This window comes from Acidithiobacillus sp. M4-SHS-6 (assembly GCF_047421495.1).
Lineage (GTDB): Bacteria > Pseudomonadota > Gammaproteobacteria > Acidithiobacillales > Acidithiobacillaceae > Acidithiobacillus.
Genome location: NZ_CP175559.1, coordinates 2092816 through 2115812 on the forward strand (window position 1 = coordinate 2092816; position 22997 = coordinate 2115812).

The window sequence follows — 22997 nt, forward strand, 5'->3', positions numbered from 1 at the left end:
TGGACTTTCCTGACCATCCGCATCCAGATGGCATGACCTGTAACACGATTCAGATAACTTACCTTTCCTGGCCTATTTCCAGCGCCTGCGCCACTGCATCTTCCACCCGTTCTATCCAGATGAAGGTGAGCTGTTGCCGGGCATTCTCGGGGATCTCTTCGTAATCCCGGCGGTTACGCGCCGGCAGCAAGACCGTGTGGATTCCAGCACGCAGGGCCGCCAGGACCTTCTCCTTGATCCCCCCGACGGGCAGGACCAGGCCGCGCAGGCTGATCTCACCGGTCATGGCCACATCCGGCCGCACCTTGCGGCCGGTGAGCAGGGAGATCAGCGCGACGGCAAGGGTCACCCCCGCGCTGGGCCCATCCTTGGGGATGGCGCCGGCGGGGATGTGGATATGAATATCGCTCTTGTCGATGCTCTCCTGGGCAATCTGCCAGTCCGCCGCCCGCGCCTTGACCAGGCTCATGGCCGCCTGGGCGCTCTCCTTCATGACATCACCGAGCTGGCCGGTCAGGATGAGGCGGCCGTTGCCAGGGCTCTTGCTGGCCTCGATGAAGAGGATATCTCCGCCTACCGGCGTCCAGGCCAGGCCGGTGGCCACGCCGGGCAGGGCCACTCGCGAGGCGACTTCGTTTTCGAAGCGCTGGGGACCAAGAATGGTGACCAGGTCATCGGGGCGGACCCGCATCCCGCTGCTGCTGCCCTCGGCGACGCGCACCGCCACCCAGCGGCAGATGGCCCCCAGTTCCCGCTCCAGATTGCGGCAGCCGGCCTCGCGGGTATAGCCGCGGATGAGGGCCAGCAAGGTGTCTTCTTCCAGCGCCAGCTGCTCCGCCGTCAACCCCGCCGCCTCCCGCTGCCGGGGCAGGAGATAGCGGGAGGCGATGTGCCTCTTTTCCTCCTCCGTATAACCCGGCAGCGTGATGATCTCCATGCGGTCCCGCAGGGGACCGGGGATGGTATCCAGGACATTGGCCGTGGCGATGAAAAAGACCTGGCTAAGGTCAAAGGGCATGGCCAGATAGGTGTCGCGAAAGGTGCGATTCTGCTCTGGATCCAGCACCTCCAGCAGGGCGGCGGCAGGATCGCCGTGAAAACCGCCGGCGCCGAGCTTGTCGATCTCGTCCAGGAGCATCACCGGGTTGCGTACCTCCACCTTGCCCAGGGCCTGGAGGATGTTCCCCGGCAGGGCGCCAATATAGGTGCGCCGATGACCGCGGATCTCCGCCTCGTCATGGACGCCGCCCAGGCTCACGCGCACGAACTTGCGCCCCATGGCGCGGGCGATGCTCTGGCCCAGAGAGGTCTTGCCCACCCCCGGCGGTCCCACGAAGCAAAGAATGGGACTCTTCCCCTTGGGATTCAGGCGATGCACCGCCAGATGCTCCAGGATGCGCCGCTTGATCTTGTCGAGATCGTAGTGATCCTCGTCGAGAATGCCCCGTGCTTCGCCGATATCGATGCGCTCCGCTGTCTCCTTGGTCCAAGGGAGGGCCAGGATGGCATCGATATAACTGCGCACCATGCCATACTCACCGGCCCCTTCGGGCATCCGCTGCAGGCGTCGCAGTTCCTTGCGGGCCACTGCCTCCACCTCGGCGGGGAGGTGGGCCTCGTCAATGGCATGGCCCAGGGCCTCCATCTCACCGTTGCCCTCCTCTCCTTCCCCCAACTCTTGCTGGATGGCCTTGAGTTGCTCGCGCAGAAAATACTCACGCTGGCGGCGATCCATGACTTCCTTGGTCTGCTCGCCGATCTTGTGGGTAAGCTTCAGGACCTCGATGCGATAGCTCAAAAACTGCGAGACCTGCTCCACGCGGCTGTGCACGTCGAGGTTTTCCAGGATCTGCTGGCGCTCCTCGGTCTTGAGATCCAGAAAGTTGGCAATCAAATCCGCCAGCGCCCCCGGCTGTTCCACATGGGCAATGGCCTGGGCCAGTTCCTGGGGCACCTGGGGCAGGAGGGACAGCGCCTCGGCGGCCTGCTGACGCAGGTGCAGAACCCGGGCATCCATCTCCGAACCGGTGGCAGTGCTTTCCTCCAGGCGTTCGATACGGGCCGCCAGAAAGGGATAACCCGGCAAGAATTCGCGCACCCGGAAACGACCTTCTCCCTGGGCAATGAGGTGGTGGCCGCCATCCCCAGTGGTCACATAACGCAATATGTTGGCCACCGTACCCACCGAATATAGATCATCAGGGCCGGGGGCATCGTTGCCGGGATCCCTTTGCAGCAACACGGCAACGGAACATTCCTGACGGATGGCTTCCTGAGCCGCCGCGACGGATTGCTCGCGGCCGATGCCGAGCGGCAGAACGACCCCTGGAAAAAGAACAATATTGCGCATGGGCAATATCGGCAAAACACCTTCAGGTAATACCAGCTTGCCGCCTTCGCTCGCCTCCGCGTGCGGATTGCTCATTTCATACCCCCTTGCCGGCGAAAGGACAAATGGAGGCAGCCATTTCGCATTTCCCAGCTATGCAAGGTCAAATCATCGGGGATCTGCAGGCGCCGGTCGAAAACCCCGTAAGGGATCTCCAGACGATGGATATGCCCCGTTTGCAGCTCCGCGGAGAGCCGGCGCTGACCACTCACCATCAGGACATTGCCGCTGAACGCCACCCGTACCTCCTCCGGGTTAACGCCGGGTAATGCCACGACAACCTGCAGCCCACCACTGCTCTCAAAGACATCCATGGGCGGCTGCCAGGCTGTCTGGCGACCCGACGGGGCCGGTTGAAAGAAGCGCCGCTGCAGGCGTTCCGCACGCTCCAACATATCTATGGCCTGCATCCACATGATGTCTTCCAGATCGCGCATCCCCCAGTCCCCCTGATCGGCGTCCCCATGACGTCTCAGTATTGTAGCGTATTTTCGCGGCTATACCTCTTCATCTTGGCGATGATTACCCTGGGTAAGCAACTGCTAACGCCGTAGGGCAGCTAGCCGATGCCTGCACATGGCCAAAGCGTTTTCGCGGCTATTGGCCAACCCTGTTTGCGAATCACGGCTTTCCAATCGGGAGTGTCCACGAGATTCAGGACACCTCAAAAATTCTAAATCCAATTAATTCCGCAGCATCAATTGCTGCTTTATAAACATGATAACCTGCTGCAGCCCTTCCCCAGTCTTCAGATTGGTGAACACAAAGGGACGGTCACCGCGCATTTTTCGGGTATCCGCGTCCATGATATCCAAGTCGGCTCCCACATAGGGCGCCAAGTCGATTTTATTGATGACCAGCAAATCAGACCGGGTGATGCCTGGACCACCCTTGCGGGGAATTTTGTCGCCGGCAGCAACGTCAATGACGTAAATACTGACATCTACCAGTTCTGGACTGAACATGGCCGCCAGGTTATCGCCTCCACTTTCGACAAACAGCAGTTGAACCAGCGGAAAGCGGATTTCCAGGTCTTCCAAAGCGGCAAGATTCATGGAGGCATCCTCACGAATGGCGGTATGGGGACAACCGCCCGTCTCCACGCCGATAATCCGCTCGGCTTCGAGGGCTTCATGGCGTACCAGAAAATCGGCATCTTCTCGCGTATAAATATCATTGGTTACCACGGCGATTTCGTAACTTTCCCGCAACGCCTTGCACAAAGCTTCCAGTAAAGCGGTTTTCCCCGAACCTACCGGCCCCGCAATGCCAATCCGTAGCGCTTCCATTTTTCCGACTCCTTGCACTTCAACTACGATAAAGACGACTGTAGAGGGTTTCGTGGCTCATACTGGCTAACGCCTGGCCAAAATTCCATGCGCACAACGCCTCATCTGCAGCGGTTTCGGCATAAGAAAGCACCGCTTCTATCCGTTCCTGCAACAGCCACAAAATACGCTGTCCATCACTCTGCCCAAGGGGGATGAGCCGCACTCCCGCCGTGATCAGATTGGCCGCCCAGGAATGTACATAGGCATAGAGCGTTGCCGTCACCGGCAAATGCCAGGCAACGGCTACCTGGGCATACCCACTGACAAAATGGCTCGCACTTCCCGCGAATAAAGGTGTTTCGTCGTCGCTCATTTCCCGATAGAGACGCTGCAAAGCCCGTCCCATATGATGGCTTTGGGCGCGCATTTCTTCACTTTCTCGACTGGCTCCCAGCCAGGCATCCCAATATTGAAATCGGTCCCTATCGTTGGCCGCCACGGCTGCCATCTGGCGCCGCAGCACAGCGGTATCTACCCGTATGCTCCCATATTCCAGGGCATCCACCAGCCATTGCTGTAAGTCCTTCGCTGTTTGAACGACGCCCTGAACCACCAGGGTTTCCAGCCCTTCCGAGTAGGCAAAGGCGCCAACGGGCAGATTGGCACTGCTCAACTGCAATAAGCGCCCCAGCATGCCGGCATCCGCGACCATCATCCGTGGGTATGACCGTGGCCGCTATAAGCGCCACCCTCGGGCACGAAAGGCGCCATTTCTTCGATGAGGTGCACGCCGCCCAGATGGGCAACGAGATGCGCCAGCACAGGATCGGGCTTGATGCGCAAATAGTCCGGCTGTACTTCCATGGCGATATGACGATTTCCCAGATGGTATGCCGCCCGCAACAGATGAAGAATGTCTTCGGCGCGCAGGGTGTAAACTGACTCTATTTTAGCCTCTACCAGAGCCAGCGCAGTTCCTGCGGCGTTCAACAACACGTCATCAGGCGCCAGGACGGTCCCACGCGGTAATTGCAAAACGAGGCTCTGCCCATCCGGCAACGGCACAACCTGACGCGCCCGCTCCCTGGCTTCCGCATCCAGAATCAAGACCGGTAAGGCCTCCCTATCCCGGTCTCCACAAGGCGCACGACGGATAACGGTCTGCATGGTCAAAACAGAAAATAGCGTTGCGCGAGGGGTAATACGGTAGCGGGCTCACAGTGTAGCAAAACCCCATCGGCACGAACCGCGTAACTTTGCGGATCCACTTCGATGACCGGAAGATAATCATTGTTGATCATGTTTTGTTTCCGGAGTTGTCGGGTATCGGCAACCGGAACCACTGGACTGTGCAGCCCCAGAGAACCGGCAATATCGCGCTCCCAGGCATGGCGGGACACGAAGGTCAGCGCAGTCTGATGCCGCGCCCCAGCAAAAGCCGCAAACATGGGCCGCCCATAGACCGGTTGCGGGGTGGGAATACTGGCATTGGCGTCCCCCATTTGTGCCCAGGCAATCATCCCGCCTTTCAGCACCAAATCCGGCTTCACACCAAAAAATGCGGGGCGCCAAAGCACCAGATCCGCGAGTTTACCGACCTCTATGGAACCGATTTCGGTCGCCATCCCGTGGGTGATGGCGGGATTGATGCCGTACTTGGCTATATATCGTTTGATTCGGGTATTGTCATGCGCTGCCGGATCGCCTTTCAGGGCACCGCGTTGCACTTTCATCTTATGCGCCGTCTGCCAGGTGCGCAGAATCACTTCGCCGACCCTGCCCATGGCCTGGGAATCCGAAGCCATCATGGAAATAGCCCCCAGATCCTGCAGGATATCTTCAGCGGCAATGGTTTCCCGGCGAATCCGCGATTCGGCAAAAGCCAGATCTTCGGCGATGGCCGCGTCCAGATGGTGACAGACCATGAGCATATCGAGATGTTCTTCTACGGTGTTGACGGTATAGGGCCGGGTCGGATTGGTGGAAGAAGGCAACACATTACCCTCGCCACATAACTTGATGATGTCGGGCGCGTGACCGCCGCCAGCACCCTCGGTGTGGTAACTATGAATAGCCCGCCCCTTGAAAGCCCGAATGGTATCTTCGACAAATCCGGCTTCATTGAGGGTATCGGTATGAATGGCTACCTGCACATCGTAGGCATCGGCCACCCCCAGACAACAATCAATCGCAGCCGGCGTGGTACCCCAATCCTCATGCAGCTTCAGCCCGATGGCGCCTGCCTCGACTTGCTCCTGCAGCGCCTCGGGTCTTGCCGAATTGCCCTTGCCCAGAAATCCGAGGTTCATGGGAAAAGCATCGGCACTGCGCAACATCTGCTGTAAATACCAGGGGCCGGGGGTACAGGTGGTGGCGTTGCTCCCCGCTGCTGGCCCCGTTCCACCGCCCAGCATGGTGGTGATTCCCGAGGCCAGGGCCGTTTCGATCAGCTGGGGACAGATGAAATGGATGTGGGAGTCGATCCCGCCCGGGGTGAGGATCATCCCCTCCCCCGCAATGATCTCGGTACCCGGTCCGATGATGATATCCACGTTGGCCTGGGTGTAGGGGTTACCCGCTTTACCGATGGCCGCAATGCGCCCCAACCGCACTCCCACGTCGGCCTTGACGATGCCCCACCAGTCCACGATGACCGCATTGGTGATGACCAGGTCCATGGCCCCGTCGGCCTGAGACAGGGGCGATTGCCCCATCCCGTCACGGATGACCTTGCCGCCGCCAAATTTCACCTCATCGCCATAATGGGTAAAATCGCGTTCGATTTGTATCCAGAGATCCGTATCTGCCAAACGCACCCGGTCTCCTGTCGTCGGGCCAAAATGTTCGGCATAAGCCACCCTATCCATCTCGGCCATGATCAGCTTCCTCCATCCAGGGGGCCTTCCACCTGCGCGTTGAAACCATAGATGCGGCGCTCCCCGGCAAAGGGGATCAGTACCACTTCCCGATCATCACCGGGTTCAAAACGCATCGCCGTACCCGCTGGAATATCGAGACGCTTGCCAAAGGCCTTTGCACGCATGAATTGCAAGGCACTGTTGGCCTCATAAAAATGATAATGGGAACCCACTTGAATGGGTCGATCACCGGTATTGGTGACCAACAGCGTAGTGCGCAGGCAGTCGGCATTCAGCATCAGGGTGCCAGGGAGTGTACGAATTTCACCGGGAATCATGGGGAATTACTCCTGAAGTCGATCAGCGAATGGGATGGTGTACCGTCACGAGTTTGGTGCCATCGGGAAAGGTAGCCTCTACCTGAACCTCCGGGAGCATTTCCGCCACGCCTTCCATGACGTCATCACGGCCCAGGATCTGACTGCCCTCACTCATCAACTGACTGACACTTTTCCCGTCTCTGGCACCCTCCATAATGGCTGCGGACAGGTAAGCCACAGCCTCTGGATAATTCAGTTTGAGACCACGCGCACGGCGGCGTTCCGCCACCAATGCCGCCGTGAATAACAAGAGTTTGTCTTTTTCTTGGGGGGTCAGATGCATGCTGTCCTCTCAGGTGTTCCAGATGCGCGGAATACACGGGGTGCGCTGCCGCAGCGTCTTGCGCAGAATACCCCAGATAGCGACGAAAAGACTACGGGCACGGGCACTGGAAGCGCCGCGATAGCGGGCAACCAATCCAAATTCCAGACGACTCAGTGCCCAATCACCCTGACCGATAGCCGCTTGACCAGCTTCGCGGCAGGTCTCCAGCAAGTCCCTGGAAACCGGCTGCCCGAGGAAAGCCATGGTCCCCAAAACGGACTGGCCGTTGAGTCCGTAGGGAGAATCCAGCAGCCCACTGCCTCCCCGCAATTGCTGACGATCCACCCAGAGTGGCCGACCCTCACGCCATACCTCCGTGACTGCTTGCCAGGAGCCATGCGTAAAGCGCTCTCCGGCTCCGCTCCGCCCCAAACGCCAGACATCCCAGCCGAACCAGGAAGACTCCTCGGCAAGCTCCACCTGTAAATGGTTTTGCACCTGGGCGCCGTCAAATACAATACTTTCCTGGGGAAACCATTCCAGACAGGCACCGCTGTCTAATTGCAAGTGTACCTGCTGTCGCGCACGGTCAGCACTGCGATAGACTTTCCCCGCCCCAGGGGTAGTCAACAGCACTTCTGCGGCCGGCCCCAAATCGGCGCGGATCAAGAGCTGGTCATCTTTGGCCACCCCTCCGGAGGGATGCAGCATCACCCCGTGGCATACCTGATCTCCCTCCGGGTAATACACCTTCTGAAAGGCCAGCGGCATGGCGACGAACTGATGACTTAATCGGGTCTGGTTCTGGCGCCGTTCAAAACGCAGTTGCAGGTGTCCCTCCCAACGCGGATGGCCGTGCTTATCCTCAGTCATGAAATGCGGGTTTCCTCCACGGGAAATATGAACGTTCGCTGATGGGGATGCTGCCACCTCTGCCATGCGGCATACCCGACCCCCAAGGCCAGAAGGCCAGCCACCACCCGATCGATACCTGGTGCAATATACTGGGGACCATAGATCAGAAACAGGATTTCTACCGACGACAACATCAATACCACGACCAAAGCAGCCATCAGCAGTCCCAGGTGATGATGTGCGGACAAGGGCTGATGGCCATGGACCAAACGCGCGTGTCCTCTGGTCAGAAAATGGAGCATACTCAAGCCGTCCAGCAAAAATTCGGCCACCAGAAAAAACCCCGCCGCACTCAGCAGCAAATCAAACAGCGAACGGATGCTGGGTAAAAACAATTGCAGACTGGAAATCACGAGGGACAGCCCCAGCGGAATGATCACCGCCCAGGTGGGTACCTGTCGCGTATTGAGGCGAGCGAGCCAGGGAGTCATCGTCCCGTCTCTTCCCATGGCAAACAGCGCGCGTGAAAGTATAAACGTAGTCAGCCATAAGCTTCCCGCCGTAGATGCCAGTACGGCAAGGCGCATCCAGGGCGCATAGGCAGGCGCCATCGTTGACGTCCACAAAGCGAGACTGTCATTGCTCTGGGACAGGGCATTCAGCGGGAGTTGATGCAGCAATAGGGGCCAAATCAGCAAATAATACGCTACCACCGCCACAGCACCAAAAATGCCTCCCCACCCCGGAGCACTACGGGGTTGCATGGCTTCTTCTGCCGCATAGGTATCGATTTCCCAACCATCCACAATGGTCGCCCCAAGCACCATACAGACAGCCACGCCTGGCCAGTTCACCTGGGACCAGGAAAAGGGTTCCGCTCCAGCAACCGGCATGCCCCAATGACTGTACCCCCAAAAAGCCATAGCTCCAACGGCGAGCACTTCCAATGCCAGGAAAATCTGGGTAACCCAGGCGGTCATCCGTGCTCCCAGCAACAAGACACTACCAGAAAACAGCACCCAGAATCCGCCCATCAGCAAGTTGTGCCAGGGCGTGACGGGCATACCCAAAAGGTTCAGGGAATATTCCGCAGCGGGCAGGATGATGGGTGGAATCGACCAAAAATAGGCCATCAACAAAATCCAGGCCTGGAAATTGGAGTAATGCACACCCAAAATGCGCCGTGCCCAATGATAGGATCCTCCGGCATGCGGAAAATGCTGGTTCAAGGAAAGAAAAATCCAGGCAGCCAGTAAAAAAGGCAAAGCAATGAGCATAATCGCCACCGGGACATCCACCCCGGCAGCCTGCGCCATGGCTGGCCCAGCGGCGGCCACACTGAACAGTGGCGCGACGCTGGATATGGATAGGCTGGACAAGCCATCTAAGTGCAGGGTCTGGTTGAGCGTAGTCATTCCTCTACGTTTCATGGCTGAATGGCCTTAGTAACCGCGAATGATCCTTTTATGGGAACCCATTTTCCCATGGGCAACAACAGTTCCAAGCACATCCACGATAGCTCGCAGAGCCATTAACGAAGTAATATCAGAAACATCATACGGTGGAGAAACCTCAACAACCTCCATCCCACAGATACCTTCTTTAGCAACCAATTGCAGCAATCGAAGAATTTCCCTTGGTAGGAAACCACCCGGTTCAGGCCAACCAGTACCAGGGACAAATCCAGCGTCGACACAATCGATATCAAAAGAAATATATACGGCATCCATCCCTTTCCAGGCCATTTCCAGCGCAATTTCAGCGGTTCTTTCCAAGCCAAGATGATCTACGTCATTCATGGTTAGAATTGTGGTATTTCTTTTTCTTGCCTCAGCAACAGCCTCTCTTGGAACCTGCCAACCACCAATGCCAATTTGAACTAAATTCTCAGCAGGAACATTGGGGATATTGGTTGCATGAAACCATGGTGTCGTGTGCATACGTTCATCAAGATCCTTCTCTTGAATATCGGCGTGTCGATCAAAATGAATGATACCAATTTTTTTATCGGTTTGACTGGCGATTCCACGGACAGTTGCAAAACCGATTGAATGATCACCACCCAATATTATGGGAAGGGCACCGCTGGCAAAAATATGGCCAATTCCTTTACTGATCTGATCGAATGATTTTTCAATATTCGCGGGAATGGTGAAAATGTCACCGACATCACACAAGGACATTTGTTCACGCAGGTCAACACCCATCTCATAATTGTAAGGGGTATACAGAGCAGATATTCGCCGAATACCCTGCGGTCCAAAGCGAGTTCCAGGGCGATACGTCGTGCCACCATCAAAGGGAACGCCAACAACTGCTACATCATAATCTCCGACATCATTAATATCTTCCACATAAGGGGCTTTCATAAACGTATTGATCCCAGCAAAGTGGGGAAGCTCTCCGCGTGAAAATGTGGGAATGCTTTTGTCTTCAATGCTATCAGAGCCTTGCAAGCCATTTTTTAGGGCATTTTCTTTTTCCAGGTTCCATTTCGTGGAGGGCAAGCCCTTTTCCTTATGCATCGCTTTCCAACCATCCAGATTGGATTTGTCAAAAGAAGGATGATGGTTACGAGAATAATGACCATTATTTGACCAGATATCTTTTTTCATGACAAAACTCCTAATAGCAAGTATATTATGGACAATTAAAACTTTTTAAATGTAGTTATCACCCAGAATCAATCATAATATCTTTACCCTCCAATGAAAATGTGGTACCACGTATCCTTTCACGTATGGCAAAAACGACATCCAGATAACCGTGACTATCCTGCCTGGCCATGCCTTGATCATTTCTTGGAATATCAAGAAGATCAAACTCGCTATCAATTCTTCCAGGGTTTGGCGACAAGACTATGACGCGATCACACAATAATACCGCTTCATTCACATCGTGAGTGACAATAATAGAAGTTGCATTTTCTATCATAAATATTTTACTAACAATTCTATATAGATTTTCTTTAGTCTGACTGTCAAGCGCGGAAAACGGCTCATCCATCAATAAAACCTTAGGATTTGCAACAAGAGCCCGTGCAATGCTTACTCTTTGCTGCATTCCGCCACTAATCTGCGAAGGATAAAGACGTTCAGTGCCTTGCAACCCCATAAGATTTATAAGCATGTTAGCTCGATAAACTGTTCTTGAAATCTCATTATCATCTATTCTCATATTGATTCTGAGTTGCCGCGAACTCTTAATATTCTTTTCAACCGTTAACCATGGAAACAAAGAGGCCTTTTGGAATACGAACCCCCTATCCTTGCCGGGGCCTGACACCCGATTTCCATCAAGGAAGACATCACCACTGCTAGCTTCATCAAGACCAGCAAGAATTCTCAGCAACGTTGACTTGCCACAGCCCGAGGCGCCAACAATCGCCAGTTTTTCGCCTTTTCTAAGCGCGAAAGAAATATTCTCAAGCACCAGCTTTTTTTCTTTCCTTTTCTGGACTGATGGAAAACTTTTATAAATATTTCGTACTTCCATATAAGCATTATTTTCTTGAATATTCATATCACTTTCCACCTAAAAATAATATGGTATAAAAACCTAAAAGCAAGATCAAATATTACTCCAAGCATCCCAATAATAAATATCCCGCCAAATATTCTTGGCGTATCCATGAAACGCTGTGCTTGCATGATGGCAAAACCAAGACCACGATTGGCGGCCACCATTTCTGCCACAACTAGGTAGGTCCAGGCCCAACCCATATTCACTCTTAATATATTCAATATATCAGGGGCTGCACACCGAATAACTACCAAATTGATCGCTTCTGAATCCCTCGCTCCCATCGTATATAAGGCATCAATATAATCTTGGGGAACATTCCTTATTACATCTGCTGTCATGACAATTATTTGAAAGAAAACGCCAATAAATATTATGGATACCTTTGCTGAATCACCAATTCCTATCCATAACAAGACCAACGGAATAAATGCCGAAGCTGGCATATAGCGAAAAAAATCATTTATGGGTTGAAGCGCTGCTTCAATAGGTTTGAATAGACCAATATAAATACCTAAAGGAACAGCTATCACCGCAGCGTAAAGAAAACCTAAAATAACTTGTTTAACTGATACATAAATATCCTCTCCCAGTGTTCCGTTGGACCATGTCCTGATAGCCTCCCAGACTTGCACAGGTGTCGGCAGGAAAAGGTGGCTTACTAAGTGTTCAGAACATACCATTTGCCATATAACTAGCGGGACAAGGAAACCTAGAATGGAAATTATGAAGTAAACATCCCTCCGTATTGGAACTCTTAATTTCGGCTTCATGGTATCTCCTTACCCTCGTACTAGCTTTTATCACTATTTTTTGATTGCGTCGTTTACACAGGTTGGATCAATGAACATACTCGGGTCTGGAACTTTATTAATTGCTTTTACTTTCAACAAAAATTTCCCGGTGTCTTCTGTTGATTTATACAAAGAAATTGTCATGTTTTTATATTTCGCGTTCATTGAGTGATAATTCAACTCTTTTCCGAACAAATGTGTTCCAGCCAAAGCCTGCTGATATACCGTAGGCGATAACTCAACGTGAGGGGCCATTATCTTGGCAGCCTGTTGCGGATGTTTATCAATGAATTGAACCGTCTTGTACCAAACTTTCGCGAGAGCCACAAACTGTTCTGGATATTTCTTTATAATGCTCTTATTTGCCGCCACAATATCGGGAATAACGCCTGGCGCACTGGCACTTGAGAAAAGCACATGCCCGGTATGTCGTTGTTCAATTCTCTGTATCCACGGATTCCAAACACCCGCTGCCCCGACTCTGCCAGCCATGAGAGCAGCAGCAGCATCTGCTGTTGACATATTGGTAAAACTTACTTTATTTAACGGAACATCATTCTTCTTTAGAGCATATTCATCTAAATATTGCTCTATAGAGTCCATTCTCACAGCTATTGTTTTACCCTCTAGCTGTTTAAAGGTTTTAATATTATTCGATACCATCAGTGCGTCATTACCTGCCGAATTATCCGTTGTCAATACCACTTTTATTGGAACCCCTTTTTCAACAGGTGCTATCGTGTCTATCAATGCTTGGCAATTTGCATCTATTTTCCCAGCCGAAAGGGCTTCTACTGAGGTCATGTAACTACTGAACCACACTAATTTGAAATGAGCATGATACTCCTTAAAGTATCCGTTGTGTTTGGCCACATACCAGGCTACCCAGCCCGGCCAGTTACTTAACCCCAATGTGATCTCAGGTGCGGCAATTGCTGCTGTAGGCATTAGTGTGAAAGCAGTAAACATGCTCACCAAGATTTGCGTTTTTATGCTTTTCATTCCCCTATCCTCCCAAAAAAATGGGAGACACACACTAAAGTGTATCTCCCGGGCTTTTATCCCTCCGTGAACCCTGACCACTGTCAGGGCTAAGCTCTCGGACCGAACATTGCGTATCAACAACTGGAACCCTAGCTTACGCATTCAATCTAGCATCATTTGTGCCATTTTATTTTCTATTTATTATCAATGGATTAAAAATATAAGGACTACATGTGCGTTTTTTTATGCTTCTTATTAGTGCCTTTCTTGCCCCACTTTTGTGCAACATGCATATTTATGGGGCACCTTTGAGTCCAACCTAATCTTCTCTCATCTAACGTGCCGATCTTACACGGAGTCTAACCTGCTGGCGTGGGTCGGTAATAAAGGCACCATTCCATAGTCGGCGTAACAGTGCGCCGCCGGAAGCATTTCAGAAAATGCTCATGCATAACGTCTGAATGCCCCCATTATACACACTTCACTGGGATATCCTTCAACATACCTACATCATGTTTACAAGCATCGTGACAATTACTATCCAGAGAACAGCATAAGGAACAGATTGGACCATCATGAGCCGGGCAACAGGCCATGTCTTCCTTTTCATACTCGTAACCACAACTGCTACATGTCAAGATGTCGTGATGCGTGCCAGCATGATAATGTGGTTCGCGGGCAATGTAATATTTCCCCTTGGTTATGAGTGCAATCACAGGAGACAAGAAGAAAGCCAGAAACAACGCAATAAACGCACTAAAGGACTCACCCCAAACCCCAAAAGCACCGAAAAATGCAGCCACGGAAACCACAGAGGCAATGACCATAGCCCCAAAACCTACGGGATTGATGTTATAAAGATGGGCCCGCTTAAACTCGATATATGAGGGGCTCAACTTCAGCAAGGGTTTATTGATCACCAGATCGGCGACCACGGCTCCAATCCAGGCCACTGCGACATTGGAATAAAATCCTAGTATGCTTCCCAGGATGGAAAACATATTGCCTTCCATCAACGCCAGTGCAATACCCACATTCAGGAAAATGTAGACCACCCGTCCAGGATGTTTGTGGGTAATCCGCGAGAAAAAGTTGGACCAGGACAATGATCCTGAATAAGCATTAGTGACATTGATCTTGATTTGCGACATAAAAATGAAGATGGCCGCCAATACCAAGGCAATGGCAGGGAATGCATAACCGAAACCCGCAATATACATGTGAATAGGTTCGTTCGCGTTCGCCATGGCCGTACCATGGGAAACCGCTACTGAGGAGAGAAAGGAACCCATCAATTGCTTGGTAGCGCCCAAAATCACCCAACCCGGGCCAGCAGCTAAAACAGCAGCCCACCATACCCATTTTTTATCTTTACGCGCCTTTGGCATGAACCGCAGATAATCAGCTTGCTCGCCGATTTGAGCAATCAAGGAGAGCGCAATACCTGCAGCACTTCCCCATAATAAAGGGTCAAAGTGACTTCCGCTGGGAGATTTGCCGGCAAAAGCTATCCACCCTGCCACTGTTTGCGGATCCTTGATCAAAATGGCTGCAATGGGAATCACGAATAAGGCTATCCAGACAGGGTTGGTCCACTTCTGCACCACGGACAATGCCGTCATGCCGAACAATACCAATGGGATGATGATCAACGAGGCGATCACATAAGAAAGCGCAATGGGAATATCGAAAAACAAGGTGAATGCCTGAGACATCACCGAACCTTCCAGGGCAAAGAAAATAAAAGTAAACGAAGCATATATGAGGGAGGTGATAGTAGACCCTAAATAACCAAACCCTGCCCCACGCGTCAGCAAATCCACATCTACGTTGTACTTGGAGGAGTAATAAGCGATTGGGATGCCGGTAAGGAAAATAATGAGGGCGGCGGTAAGAATGCCCCACAAAGCATTGGTAAAACCATATTGAATGGCCAGGGAACCCCCAATCGCGAGATCGGCCATGTAAGCAATACTTCCCAATGCGGCCATGGCTACCCCATACTCCGACCACTTGCGAAAGCCGGATGGGGCATAACGCAAGGAATAATCCTCTAGAACTGGATTCGTTACCAAATTTCCTAGAATTTTATTTTTCCCTAATGGTTTTGCGCTTGTTGACATTGTAGAAACCTCTTAAATGGATATCCATAGAAATAAAGCAAAAAACATGCCAACATTTCTCCGTCCTCACAACATCTGCAAGCCCTCGTCTTTTCAGCTTTAATCTTGATTTATCAAATAGATATCGCCTTCTCAACGCACCAAAGTGGTGCACGGCCTTTTTTATTTGGCACCTATAGCACCAAAGCGGTGCAACATCTTTATAATTTAGTTATAAAGCAGCCTACCCCATATCAACATGCGATATCTATATATTGCTTTAATAATAATAATCATAATGTTACAATATTACCATTAAAATGGCATGGTTCTTGCTTAGTTTTAGCTGTTGCAATCACATCTACATAAACTCATCAATGGAGCCCTCCATGAAACAATCTTTGCGTTATCGACCTCTTCTTACAAGACTAATTTCTGCAACTATCGCATCAGTTGGGTGTGCCCATGCTTCCGGATTTTCCATTCCTGCGCCTTTGAAAATAGATGCCGGCCCCATCGGCAAAGTCAGTGTACAGGGAGTCGTCTCCGGTATGGGATTCTTGCAAAGCAATCCTTCAGGTTCAGGGTTAAACGGCAAAAATGCTGGAGCTGATATTTCCAATGCTTTTATCAACATTAGCAAATCAACGGGATTGATCCAGTTCAACTTATCCGCCGGTGCTTATAATTTTCCTTCTTTAGGGGAACCTTTTAGCTCAACCAGCTCGACCATCAGTGATTTTGGCGTATTACCCGTTGCTTATGTGACTGTTGCCCCCTTGAGCAATTTCTCGGTGAGTATTGGTAAACTTCCCAGTCTATTAGGGTATACGGGAAGTTTTGATTATCAGCGCATGAATATAGAAGGCGGTTTTCCGTGGTATTTGCAAACGACGGTGAGTCGTGGCGTACAAGTAAACTACAGCATGGGACCCATTTCCGCATCTGTATCCTGGAATGATGGCTACTATTCAAATCGTTACAACGTAGTGTCTGGATTAATCACCTACGCCATTAATGCTGACAACTCCCTATCTATTTATGGTATGGGGAACGCTGGCCATACCGGTAATATTAAAAGCACAACACGTTACTCACCTAATGGTTATGTCAATGGTGAACTTGCCCTGGATAATAGTCAGATGTATGGCGCTTATTACACGTACACAGGATCTAATTTTACCATCACTCCAGAGGTGCAGTACGTTCACACTCCGAAGAGCATCACGCTGGGGACTACGGCAAGTTCTTACAACATCAGTGCCATGATCCACGGGGCCTATGATATCAACAATCACTGGTCAATAGCTGCAGGTGTAGATTATGAGCATTCCAGTCAATCAGAAACAAATGGTATTTATTTCGGCTATGGTCCCGGATCCAGTGCTTTGGGTATCATGGTTACCCCCACCTATACGAACAACGGCTATTTCATCCGTGACGAGTTGTCCTATGTTCGTTTAAGTAATTACACTAACGGTATTGGGAATGACAACAGACCAGATCAGTTCCGGGATATTCTTGAAACCGGCTTCTGGTTCTAAGATCAGTCAGCTTCAATACAAAGAACACCTGCGTCTAGCAGGCGTTCTTCATTTTTTTATCTAGTTATGAGTTAGATATAGCAAAAAGGCAGAGAATCTCTCCCGCAATATGGGCGGCGGCGATAGCCGTAATTTCACCGTGGTCATAAACGGGCGCCACCTCCACGACATCGGCACCGATCAGATTCACCCCCTCCAAACCCCGCAGTATGCCCAGCACCTGGGAATTACTAAGACCACCCGAAACCGGCGTACCGGTGCCAGGTGCAGCAGCAGGATCCAGACAATCAATGTCAAAGGTCAAGTACACGGGACCGTCTCCGAGGATCTCGCGGATTTGTCCAACCAGCTCCTTCTCTGGCAGCTCATGCACCATAGGTGCTGGCAACTGGTGAATACCCAAGGTGTCATCATTCCAGGTACGGATCCCTACCTGTACTGAATGATCGACATCAATAAGACCTTCCTTCACGGCTTTGTAAAACATCGTCCCATGACTGATACTTTCGCGACTTTCGTCGGGCCAGGTATCGGTGTGCGCATCAAAATAAGGCAATCACCAGGTCCTGGATTCTGCGGATGCGATTGACCACCAAGATGATGCAGAACGCCCCAGACAGCGTTGAGAGCCGTTTGAATAGCCCCTTCCGCCCATCCGGGGGTAAACGAAATATCGTCACCCGCGAGGAAAACACCTCTTTGCTCCATTGGAAATGTTCGTTGATAAAAGTGAGTGTACATCATCCTGTTGTATCGATAGTGACCAGGTAAAGCGCCCTTGAAAGCACCTAGAAAATTTTCTTCCAATTCCCATGAGATGGTGACTGGGTTGCTTTTGATATGACTAGCAATATCCACATGAGGATAAATTTTCAACAAGGACGACAACGACAGTCTGGTACGTTTTTCCATGGACAGGGGTAACATTTTCAGTGCATCCCCCATCCAGGAATAGGTCAAGCAAATAACCGCCGGTCGCTCCAGGCCGTAGTCAAAAAGATAGGTGCCTCGTGTCAAACGGTCTGTAAGCGTCATACTCAGTGACTGAGCCTCCACATCGTAATGTGGGTTTTTCCAGAAGGGCCGGTCCACCAGCACGAAGGTCTTGGATGACTGCATATAGCGAGTTCGGTCCAGAGCCATCCACATGCGGTCCGAAAAAAAGGGCTTCTTCTACTTCAATGGAAGTTGTCAACAACCAGCTTTGACATGTCAATACGACGGCAGCATAAGATTCGGCCATGCCCCATTCATTTTCGAGTACCAGGGAAACACCATCATAATGCCGATATATTCGTTTTACTTTACCGTGTGGAGCCCCGCCGTTCAGTTCTTTCAATGAGTGATCATGATGACAGCGATGACTCCAGAGGCCACAAGGTACCTGCTGGGCACCACCTACCACCATATACTGATGATCATCAAACTCGCAAAAAATTACCCGGAAAATTTCCAGCATCGTGTTCTGAAAATCAGAGTCCCATCCCCCTGTACCAAAACCTATTTGTCCGAAGGTTTCCTTGAATTCATAGGGGAGGTTCACAAATGCCTGGGCGCTACATAAAAAATCATAAAATGTCCGGTCATCCCAGTCTCGGACCAAATCATTCCAAATTTTCTTGATGGTGATAACATCCTTTTCACCCATGGCTTGCTGCAACTTGTCCATTTGCCCGACTTCATTGAGCGCATTGCGCCAAGCGCTCAGGATATCTGTAAAAGTGCCTGGAAAGTCTTCAAGACGGCTTCCATGATAGCGTTTCCCCAATAGTTCGACGGTGGTATGCCCCGCCGCCTCTGAAATGGGATTGGGAAACGCTTGTCTGCGCAGATTCAGCAAGTCTGCATAATGCCAGAATAGTTTCCCCGAAGCGGGGAATCTCATCCCGCCAAGTTCAGCGACAATATCGCTATCCGCCCCCTCAAAGCGATGAGAACGCAGACGTCCACCTATCCAACCCGCTTCATACACCACAGGACGCAACCCAAGACGCATTAATTCATAAGCGGTCACCATACCAGCTATACCTGCTCCAACAATGGCTACAGGTGTTCCCTTTCGCTCCTCTGGCAAGCTCCCCAATCCAGGTTGAGCGGTTAACCAGCGTAGATAATCAAAGGGAAAATCCGGACATAATGCCTGAAAATCAATGTATTCTGACATAATATCCTCACATTCCAATGTCCGGCATATCACCCAATTGTTCCAGATAAGATCGGGACTCAGAATGTGGCACGGCACAATACAGGGCTAACCGCAAGACTATTAAACTGAATAGGGCCACCAGCAACATGTCCCAATAGAAGGGAATCCAGCCAATGCCTCCCACCTCTGACGTGCCCAATTTGGTGAGGACCCACATGCCTCCAAAATAGGGAATCAACCACCAACCATACTTCCAGCCAAAGGCGGTGATCTTATGCTGACCAGTCATATAAAACCATAGTAAAGCCAGCACCATGAAAATCAGCAACATGCCAAAGAGAAAATCGAGCGTTGACACCCCTGACCAGAAGATAATCAGGTTAGCCGCAATGAAAGCGAAAGGGGCAATAACGGGAGCGGCCCATAAGCGAAAGGGGCGATGTAGCTCAGGTGCGGCCTTGCGGAGTTGCAAAAGAACAATGGGGCCCAAACCATATGAAAGTGAAGTTATGGATGCTACATAGGTGGTCATTTTCTGCCAGGATGGAAAGGGTAGCAAAAACAAGAAGCCAACCCCAATCACCACGAACACCGCGATAAAAGGTACGCCAATTTTATTGATAGTCGTCAAATTAGACGTTGGTTTTTTGGGATACAGTTCACCAATCGCCATGGTGATGCGAGAACTGGTAGTCGTATACATCATTGCCGTACCTGTAGGAGATACTAGGGCATCGGCATAAAGCAAATAAGCCAACCAGCCCAAACCCAACATCCCGGCGATGGCGGCAAAAGGACCGTTAATACCCGGAAAATTTACGCCTGTCCAGCCTTTTGCAGCTAGGTAATGAGGGGCCACACTCAAAAGAAAAGCACATTGCAGCCCCACATACACCACAATACCAATGGCTACCGAGATGGTGACTCCCACGGGGATACTGATTCGCGGATTTTTTGCTTCGCCCCCCAATTCCACTGCCTGCCGAAAACCAAGATAGCTAAACACAATACCGGTCGTTGCAATACTGGCAAACATGCCCTTCAGGTAACCGGCGTGATGGGCAGCCGTCACATGCAGATTTTCGGGATGAAAAGCATAACTCAGGAACATTACGATGACGATCAAGGGAATTAATAATTTAATCACCATCAGCACGCGGCTCACATTCAGAATGGTACCAATGCGAAACATATTAATGGCTGCCAACAAGATTAGCAGACCGCCGCTGACCACCAGCCCAAGCCCGCTCAACAAAGAACTGTGAGTCTGCAACAGCCCTGGTATATAATTGTTGGCATAGGTCACCATGGCAACCACTTCCGTTGGTGCCGTAGTGACATAGCCCAGAAACAATATCCAGGTCCAGACCATAGCCAACATGGGGCCGTTTCCCACCCGACTGATGTGCACGGCACCGCCACTACGGGGAATTAAGGGGCCCAATTCGGCATAACACATGGCGAGGGATAGGATTAAAAATCCGCCAATAGCCCAAGACCAGATGCCATAGGGCCCCGCGACCTGAGCCGTCAGCATCGGACCCAGCAACCAGCCAGAACCAATAATACCAGTAAGGCTCGCGAATAATAGGCCCAACATGGTCCCGTCTCGCTTCAAGCCCTTGGCGAGGAAAAGTTTACCGTGTCCTGTTCCCACCTGCGGATGGTTTATAGCCATAATATACTCCTGCGGCATTGTTCACATTTTTGATGCAATATTTTAAGCAAAACCAGTGCCATCATCTGAACAAGGTTTAATTTTTACTTTTTAGTAAAATATAGGGAATAAGCGCACCATATTGGAGCCTTTGCACCTAATGAGCAACCCATTTACACCAAAAAGGAACAAATCAATGCCGGATGCCGCTATTTTCAGAAAGTAAAATTTTTTGCCAGAACTCCGCATTTCCAGCTATCGGGTTATGATAGGGAACAAACCCCAAACTACGGTATAGTGCCTTGGCAGGTAGATTGTTTTCCAGAACCTCAAGGGTGATTTTGCAAAATCCTGCCTGCTTAGCCTCTTCGGCTATCTGCAAGAGCAGAGCTTTACCCACCCCCTGCCCCTGAAAATCCTCAGATACATAAAAATCATGGATATTGAGCAATGGTGCGCATTGAAAAGTCGAAAACCCCTCAAGACAGATTGCCATAGCCACAGGCTTCATGTGGTCATAGGCCAGGAAGGCGTGTACCCAACTCCTTTCACCCAATGCCCGCCAAATGGCAGCAAGGCGATCCGTGCTCAGAGCCTCCCCCTGCCCTACCGGCAAACTGGCATAGCTATTCAGGAGTATTGTAAGTGCCTGCCGGTGCTCTTCCGAGGTAAAATTCACATGTACCACTTTCAATTTCACGCTTTCACGCATCCATGATCCGGATATACGCCTCCGCATTACGATAATCCTTGAGATAATCATTCAAAGCTCTTGCGGAACACATAATATCATGATGAATATCTGCAACCAACAATTGCTCGCCACGCTCTGCGCGTACAAGATCATTGCCAAATGGATCACAAATAACACTTTTCCCAAAATAATCAAACATGGCATCGTGCCCAGAATAATTGGCATAGACGACAAACATCCCATTTTCTTGTGCCCTGGCGGGAATTAGGCGATCTGAAACTGATTCAAACGGATGCATATTGGCTGTCGGCACCACCAAAATTTCGGCACCTGCCAATGCCAATGTTCTTGCCACCTCGGGAAACTCAATATCATAACAAATTCCGGAACCTATACGAAATCCATGTAGCATAATAGGCAAACAGTATCCTTTCCCTGGACTGAACTGTGCCCGATCTACGTTGCCAAACAACATCACCTTTCGATATGTCAGCAATAGCTCGCCATTAGACGAAATGACATTGATGGAATTATAGACAAAACCAGCCGGGTCACGCTCAGGATACCCATAGACAATCGTCAGTTTAGCCGCTCGCGCGCAAGCCGCTATGACCTGCATCGATACCCCGTGGGCAAATTCGGCTAGCGTTTGTACCGCCTGCAATCCGATGGCATAACCCGTCAAGTACATTTCAGGGAAAACCAGCAAATCAACACCTCTACTAACTACAATACTGTTTAGATAGATAACTTTCTGTCAGAATAGCGGCCATGTTCTACTTTGGGGGAGACATGACAATGGCACGTACCAAGGCACAATTATCCACAGGCGCTCGTCTGGCCGACTACCTGACGGTGGGCTATCTGGCGATGCGCTGTCCCATTGGAAAAGTCCGGGAGACATTGGCGCAACAAAGTCTGGAAAGCCAACGCCGACGTGGATTGCCCCATGACGTGCTGATCTACTTCGTACTCGCGATGGTGCTCTATGCCAATGTCGCCTACGAGGAGGTGCTCCGTTTGGTGCTCGAAGGGCTGCGACCTTTGCTCGGGAATGAGGGCTTACTGCAGAGCACGGTCAGCAAAGGGGCGATCTCCCAAGCCCGCAGGCGTGTCGGTCCAGGCCCACTGAAGGCGTTGTATCAAGCGCAGGTCCAGCCGCATGGCCCACAGGGGATGCCAAGCGTATTTTATCGCGGTCTGCGGATCATGGCCATCGACGGCTCCACCCTGGATATGCCGGATGAAGCCGCCAATGCAGAATGCTACGGCTACCCACCGGCATCCCGAGCGCATCGGCTTTTCCCCAGCTCCGATTTGTCGCCATGGCCGAATGAGGCACCCACACCTTGTGCTACGCGGAACCCGGGCCTTACCAACAAGGAGAGCGGGACTTGGCCTTATCGGTCATGGCGCATGCGGATTCCAGCATGCTGGTGACCGCCGATCGGGGTTTTATAGCTACGCATTCTGGCAGCATTCCCTCGCCACCGGCGCCAGACTGCTGTTTCGACTGAGCCGCGTGGTGCAATTGCC

Annotated in this window: 22 protein-coding genes, 1 pseudogene and 1 riboswitch; of the genes and pseudogenes, 2 read left to right on the top strand and 21 right to left on the bottom strand. The window is 51.3% G+C overall.

The genetic code is table 11. The annotated features are described in order from the left end of the window. Nucleotides 1–58 precede the first annotated feature (58 nt). The 15 genes from lon to ACJU26_RS10940 all read right to left on the bottom strand — a co-directional run bounded on the left by lon (nucleotide 59) and on the right by ACJU26_RS10940 (nucleotide 15441). A complete protein-coding gene (gene lon, locus ACJU26_RS10870) occupies nucleotides 59–2425 on the bottom strand; it encodes an endopeptidase La (protein ID WP_414039668.1) in 2367 nt (788 codons plus the stop codon). After that, entirely contained in the window at nucleotides 2422–2826 is a 405-nt protein-coding gene (locus tag ACJU26_RS10875; RefSeq protein WP_414039669.1) for an Hsp20/alpha crystallin family protein, read from the bottom strand. Before ACJU26_RS10875 ends, lon begins: the two co-directional genes overlap by 4 nt. A 246-nt stretch (nucleotides 2827–3072) precedes the next feature. Beyond that, nucleotides 3073–3678 carry an urease accessory protein UreG gene (gene ureG / locus ACJU26_RS10880; RefSeq protein WP_414039670.1) on the bottom strand — a complete coding sequence of 202 codons (606 nt, stop codon included), beginning with the start codon at nucleotides 3676–3678 and terminating at the stop codon, nucleotides 3073–3075. 19 nt (nucleotides 3679–3697) lie between these two features. Next, nucleotides 3698–4354, bottom strand: coding sequence for an urease accessory protein UreF (locus ACJU26_RS10885; protein WP_414039671.1), 657 nt, complete (start codon nucleotides 4352–4354; stop codon nucleotides 3698–3700). A gap of 17 nt (nucleotides 4355–4371) precedes the next feature. Next, nucleotides 4372–4827 (bottom strand): urease accessory protein UreE, encoded by a 456-nt coding sequence (locus ACJU26_RS10890; RefSeq protein ID WP_414039672.1) that lies wholly within the window; start codon nucleotides 4825–4827, stop codon nucleotides 4372–4374. 2 nt (nucleotides 4828–4829) lie between these two features. Continuing rightward, the gene (gene ureC, locus ACJU26_RS10895; protein ID WP_414039673.1) at nucleotides 4830–6536 is read right to left on the bottom strand and encodes an urease subunit alpha; all 1707 of its coding nucleotides are present in this window, start codon (nucleotides 6534–6536) and stop codon (nucleotides 4830–4832) included. 2 nt (nucleotides 6537–6538) lie between these two features. Next, nucleotides 6539–6856, bottom strand: coding sequence for an urease subunit beta (locus tag ACJU26_RS10900; protein ID WP_414039674.1), 318 nt, complete (start codon nucleotides 6854–6856; stop codon nucleotides 6539–6541). Nucleotides 6857–6878: 22 nt separating this feature from the next. Next, entirely contained in the window at nucleotides 6879–7181 is a 303-nt protein-coding gene (locus tag ACJU26_RS10905) for an urease subunit gamma (RefSeq protein ID WP_414039675.1), read from the bottom strand. Between the two features lie 9 nt (nucleotides 7182–7190). After that, nucleotides 7191–8036 (bottom strand): urease accessory protein UreD, encoded by an 846-nt coding sequence (locus tag ACJU26_RS10910; RefSeq protein ID WP_414039676.1) that lies wholly within the window; start codon nucleotides 8034–8036, stop codon nucleotides 7191–7193. Further along, a complete protein-coding gene (locus ACJU26_RS10915; protein WP_414039677.1) occupies nucleotides 8033–9448 on the bottom strand; it encodes an APC family permease in 1416 nt (471 codons plus the stop codon). The genes ACJU26_RS10910 and ACJU26_RS10915 overlap by 4 nt, the downstream gene beginning before the upstream one ends. 12 nt (nucleotides 9449–9460) lie before the next feature. Next, nucleotides 9461–10633 carry an agmatinase family protein gene (locus tag ACJU26_RS10920; protein ID WP_414039678.1) on the bottom strand — a complete coding sequence of 391 codons (1173 nt, stop codon included), beginning with the start codon at nucleotides 10631–10633 and terminating at the stop codon, nucleotides 9461–9463. 58 nt (nucleotides 10634–10691) lie between these two features. Then, the gene (locus ACJU26_RS10925) at nucleotides 10692–11540 is read right to left on the bottom strand and encodes an ABC transporter ATP-binding protein (RefSeq protein WP_414039679.1); all 849 of its coding nucleotides are present in this window, start codon (nucleotides 11538–11540) and stop codon (nucleotides 10692–10694) included. Beyond that, nucleotides 11537–12313 carry an ABC transporter permease gene (locus ACJU26_RS10930; RefSeq protein WP_414039680.1) on the bottom strand — a complete coding sequence of 259 codons (777 nt, stop codon included), beginning with the start codon at nucleotides 12311–12313 and terminating at the stop codon, nucleotides 11537–11539. The genes ACJU26_RS10925 and ACJU26_RS10930 overlap by 4 nt, the downstream gene beginning before the upstream one ends. Nucleotides 12314–12346: 33 nt before the next feature. Beyond that, nucleotides 12347–13336, bottom strand: coding sequence for an aliphatic sulfonate ABC transporter substrate-binding protein (locus tag ACJU26_RS10935; RefSeq protein ID WP_414039681.1), 990 nt, complete (start codon nucleotides 13334–13336; stop codon nucleotides 12347–12349). 43 nt (nucleotides 13337–13379) lie between these two features. After that, a riboswitch (guanidine-I (ykkC/yxkD leader) is annotated at nucleotides 13380–13482 on the bottom strand. Between the two features lie 306 nt (nucleotides 13483–13788). After that, nucleotides 13789–15441 carry a purine-cytosine permease family protein gene (locus tag ACJU26_RS10940; RefSeq protein ID WP_414039682.1) on the bottom strand — a complete coding sequence of 551 codons (1653 nt, stop codon included), beginning with the start codon at nucleotides 15439–15441 and terminating at the stop codon, nucleotides 13789–13791. A gap of 368 nt (nucleotides 15442–15809) precedes the next feature. On the opposite strand from ACJU26_RS10940, the gene ACJU26_RS10945 reads away from it, so the two are divergent. Next, nucleotides 15810–16964 carry an outer membrane beta-barrel protein gene (locus ACJU26_RS10945; RefSeq protein ID WP_414039683.1) on the top strand — a complete coding sequence of 385 codons (1155 nt, stop codon included), beginning with the start codon at nucleotides 15810–15812 and terminating at the stop codon, nucleotides 16962–16964. A 64-nt stretch (nucleotides 16965–17028) separates the two neighbouring features. Here ACJU26_RS10945 and ACJU26_RS10950 read toward each other — a convergent pair whose 3' ends face one another. The 6 genes and pseudogenes from ACJU26_RS10950 to ACJU26_RS10975 all read right to left on the bottom strand — a co-directional run bounded on the left by ACJU26_RS10950 (nucleotide 17029) and on the right by ACJU26_RS10975 (nucleotide 22209). Next, on the bottom strand, nucleotides 17029–17451 hold the full coding sequence (locus ACJU26_RS10950; protein WP_414039684.1) for an arginase family protein: 423 nt from the start codon (nucleotides 17449–17451) through the stop codon (nucleotides 17029–17031). Beyond that, the gene (locus ACJU26_RS10955; RefSeq protein WP_414039685.1) at nucleotides 17433–18113 is read right to left on the bottom strand and encodes a flavin monoamine oxidase family protein; all 681 of its coding nucleotides are present in this window, start codon (nucleotides 18111–18113) and stop codon (nucleotides 17433–17435) included. The genes ACJU26_RS10950 and ACJU26_RS10955 overlap by 19 nt, the downstream gene beginning before the upstream one ends. Before the next feature lie 46 nt (nucleotides 18114–18159). Next, nucleotides 18160–19128 (bottom strand): annotated as a pseudogene (locus ACJU26_RS10960) (flavin monoamine oxidase family protein); the annotation flags it as partial. 7 nt (nucleotides 19129–19135) lie between these two features. Continuing rightward, a complete protein-coding gene (locus tag ACJU26_RS10965) occupies nucleotides 19136–20788 on the bottom strand; it encodes an APC family permease (RefSeq protein WP_414039686.1) in 1653 nt (550 codons plus the stop codon). Nucleotides 20789–20960: 172 nt separating this feature from the next. Continuing rightward, the gene (locus ACJU26_RS10970; protein WP_414039687.1) at nucleotides 20961–21479 is read right to left on the bottom strand and encodes a GNAT family N-acetyltransferase; all 519 of its coding nucleotides are present in this window, start codon (nucleotides 21477–21479) and stop codon (nucleotides 20961–20963) included. Further along, entirely contained in the window at nucleotides 21472–22209 is a 738-nt protein-coding gene (locus ACJU26_RS10975; RefSeq protein ID WP_414041971.1) for a carbon-nitrogen hydrolase family protein, read from the bottom strand. The genes ACJU26_RS10970 and ACJU26_RS10975 overlap by 8 nt, the downstream gene beginning before the upstream one ends. Nucleotides 22210–22259: 50 nt before the next feature. Here ACJU26_RS10975 and ACJU26_RS10980 point away from each other — a divergent pair, with 50 nt between their 5' ends. Beyond that, the gene (locus tag ACJU26_RS10980; protein ID WP_414039688.1) at nucleotides 22260–22901 is read left to right on the top strand and encodes a transposase domain-containing protein; all 642 of its coding nucleotides are present in this window, start codon (nucleotides 22260–22262) and stop codon (nucleotides 22899–22901) included. Nucleotides 22902–22997: the final 96 nt, after the last annotated feature.

What these genes read in the sequence shown, in the direction of transcription:
- lon (WP_414039668.1), bottom strand. Translation starts at nt 2,425, where the DNA reads ATGAGCAATCCGCACGCGGAGGCGAGCGAAGGCGGCAAGCTGGTATTA.
- ACJU26_RS10875 (WP_414039669.1), bottom strand. Translation starts at nt 2,826, where the DNA reads ATGCGCGATCTGGAAGACATCATGTGGATGCAGGCCATAGATATGTTG.
- ureG (WP_414039670.1), bottom strand. Translation starts at nt 3,678, where the DNA reads ATGGAAGCGCTACGGATTGGCATTGCGGGGCCGGTAGGTTCGGGGAAA.
- ACJU26_RS10885 (WP_414039671.1), bottom strand. Translation starts at nt 4,354, where the DNA reads ATGCTGGGGCGCTTATTGCAGTTGAGCAGTGCCAATCTGCCCGTTGGC.
- ACJU26_RS10890 (WP_414039672.1), bottom strand. Translation starts at nt 4,827, where the DNA reads ATGCAGACCGTTATCCGTCGTGCGCCTTGTGGAGACCGGGATAGGGAG.
- ureC (WP_414039673.1), bottom strand. Translation starts at nt 6,536, where the DNA reads ATGGCCGAGATGGATAGGGTGGCTTATGCCGAACATTTTGGCCCGACG.
- ACJU26_RS10900 (WP_414039674.1), bottom strand. Translation starts at nt 6,856, where the DNA reads ATGATTCCCGGTGAAATTCGTACACTCCCTGGCACCCTGATGCTGAAT.
- ACJU26_RS10905 (WP_414039675.1), bottom strand. Translation starts at nt 7,181, where the DNA reads ATGCATCTGACCCCCCAAGAAAAAGACAAACTCTTGTTATTCACGGCG.
- ACJU26_RS10910 (WP_414039676.1), bottom strand. Translation starts at nt 8,036, where the DNA reads ATGACTGAGGATAAGCACGGCCATCCGCGTTGGGAGGGACACCTGCAA.
- ACJU26_RS10915 (WP_414039677.1), bottom strand. Translation starts at nt 9,448, where the DNA reads ATGAAACGTAGAGGAATGACTACGCTCAACCAGACCCTGCACTTAGAT.
- ACJU26_RS10920 (WP_414039678.1), bottom strand. Translation starts at nt 10,633, where the DNA reads ATGAAAAAAGATATCTGGTCAAATAATGGTCATTATTCTCGTAACCAT.
- ACJU26_RS10925 (WP_414039679.1), bottom strand. Translation starts at nt 11,540, where the DNA reads ATGAATATTCAAGAAAATAATGCTTATATGGAAGTACGAAATATTTAT.
- ACJU26_RS10930 (WP_414039680.1), bottom strand. Translation starts at nt 12,313, where the DNA reads ATGAAGCCGAAATTAAGAGTTCCAATACGGAGGGATGTTTACTTCATA.
- ACJU26_RS10935 (WP_414039681.1), bottom strand. Translation starts at nt 13,336, where the DNA reads ATGAAAAGCATAAAAACGCAAATCTTGGTGAGCATGTTTACTGCTTTC.
- ACJU26_RS10940 (WP_414039682.1), bottom strand. Translation starts at nt 15,441, where the DNA reads ATGTCAACAAGCGCAAAACCATTAGGGAAAAATAAAATTCTAGGAAAT.
- ACJU26_RS10945 (WP_414039683.1), top strand. Translation starts at nt 15,810, where the DNA reads ATGAAACAATCTTTGCGTTATCGACCTCTTCTTACAAGACTAATTTCT.
- ACJU26_RS10950 (WP_414039684.1), bottom strand. Translation starts at nt 17,451, where the DNA reads ATGTTTTACAAAGCCGTGAAGGAAGGTCTTATTGATGTCGATCATTCA.
- ACJU26_RS10955 (WP_414039685.1), bottom strand. Translation starts at nt 18,113, where the DNA reads ATGTGGATGGCTCTGGACCGAACTCGCTATATGCAGTCATCCAAGACC.
- ACJU26_RS10965 (WP_414039686.1), bottom strand. Translation starts at nt 20,788, where the DNA reads ATGGCTATAAACCATCCGCAGGTGGGAACAGGACACGGTAAACTTTTC.
- ACJU26_RS10970 (WP_414039687.1), bottom strand. Translation starts at nt 21,479, where the DNA reads ATGCGTGAAAGCGTGAAATTGAAAGTGGTACATGTGAATTTTACCTCG.
- ACJU26_RS10980 (WP_414039688.1), top strand. Translation starts at nt 22,260, where the DNA reads ATGGCACGTACCAAGGCACAATTATCCACAGGCGCTCGTCTGGCCGAC.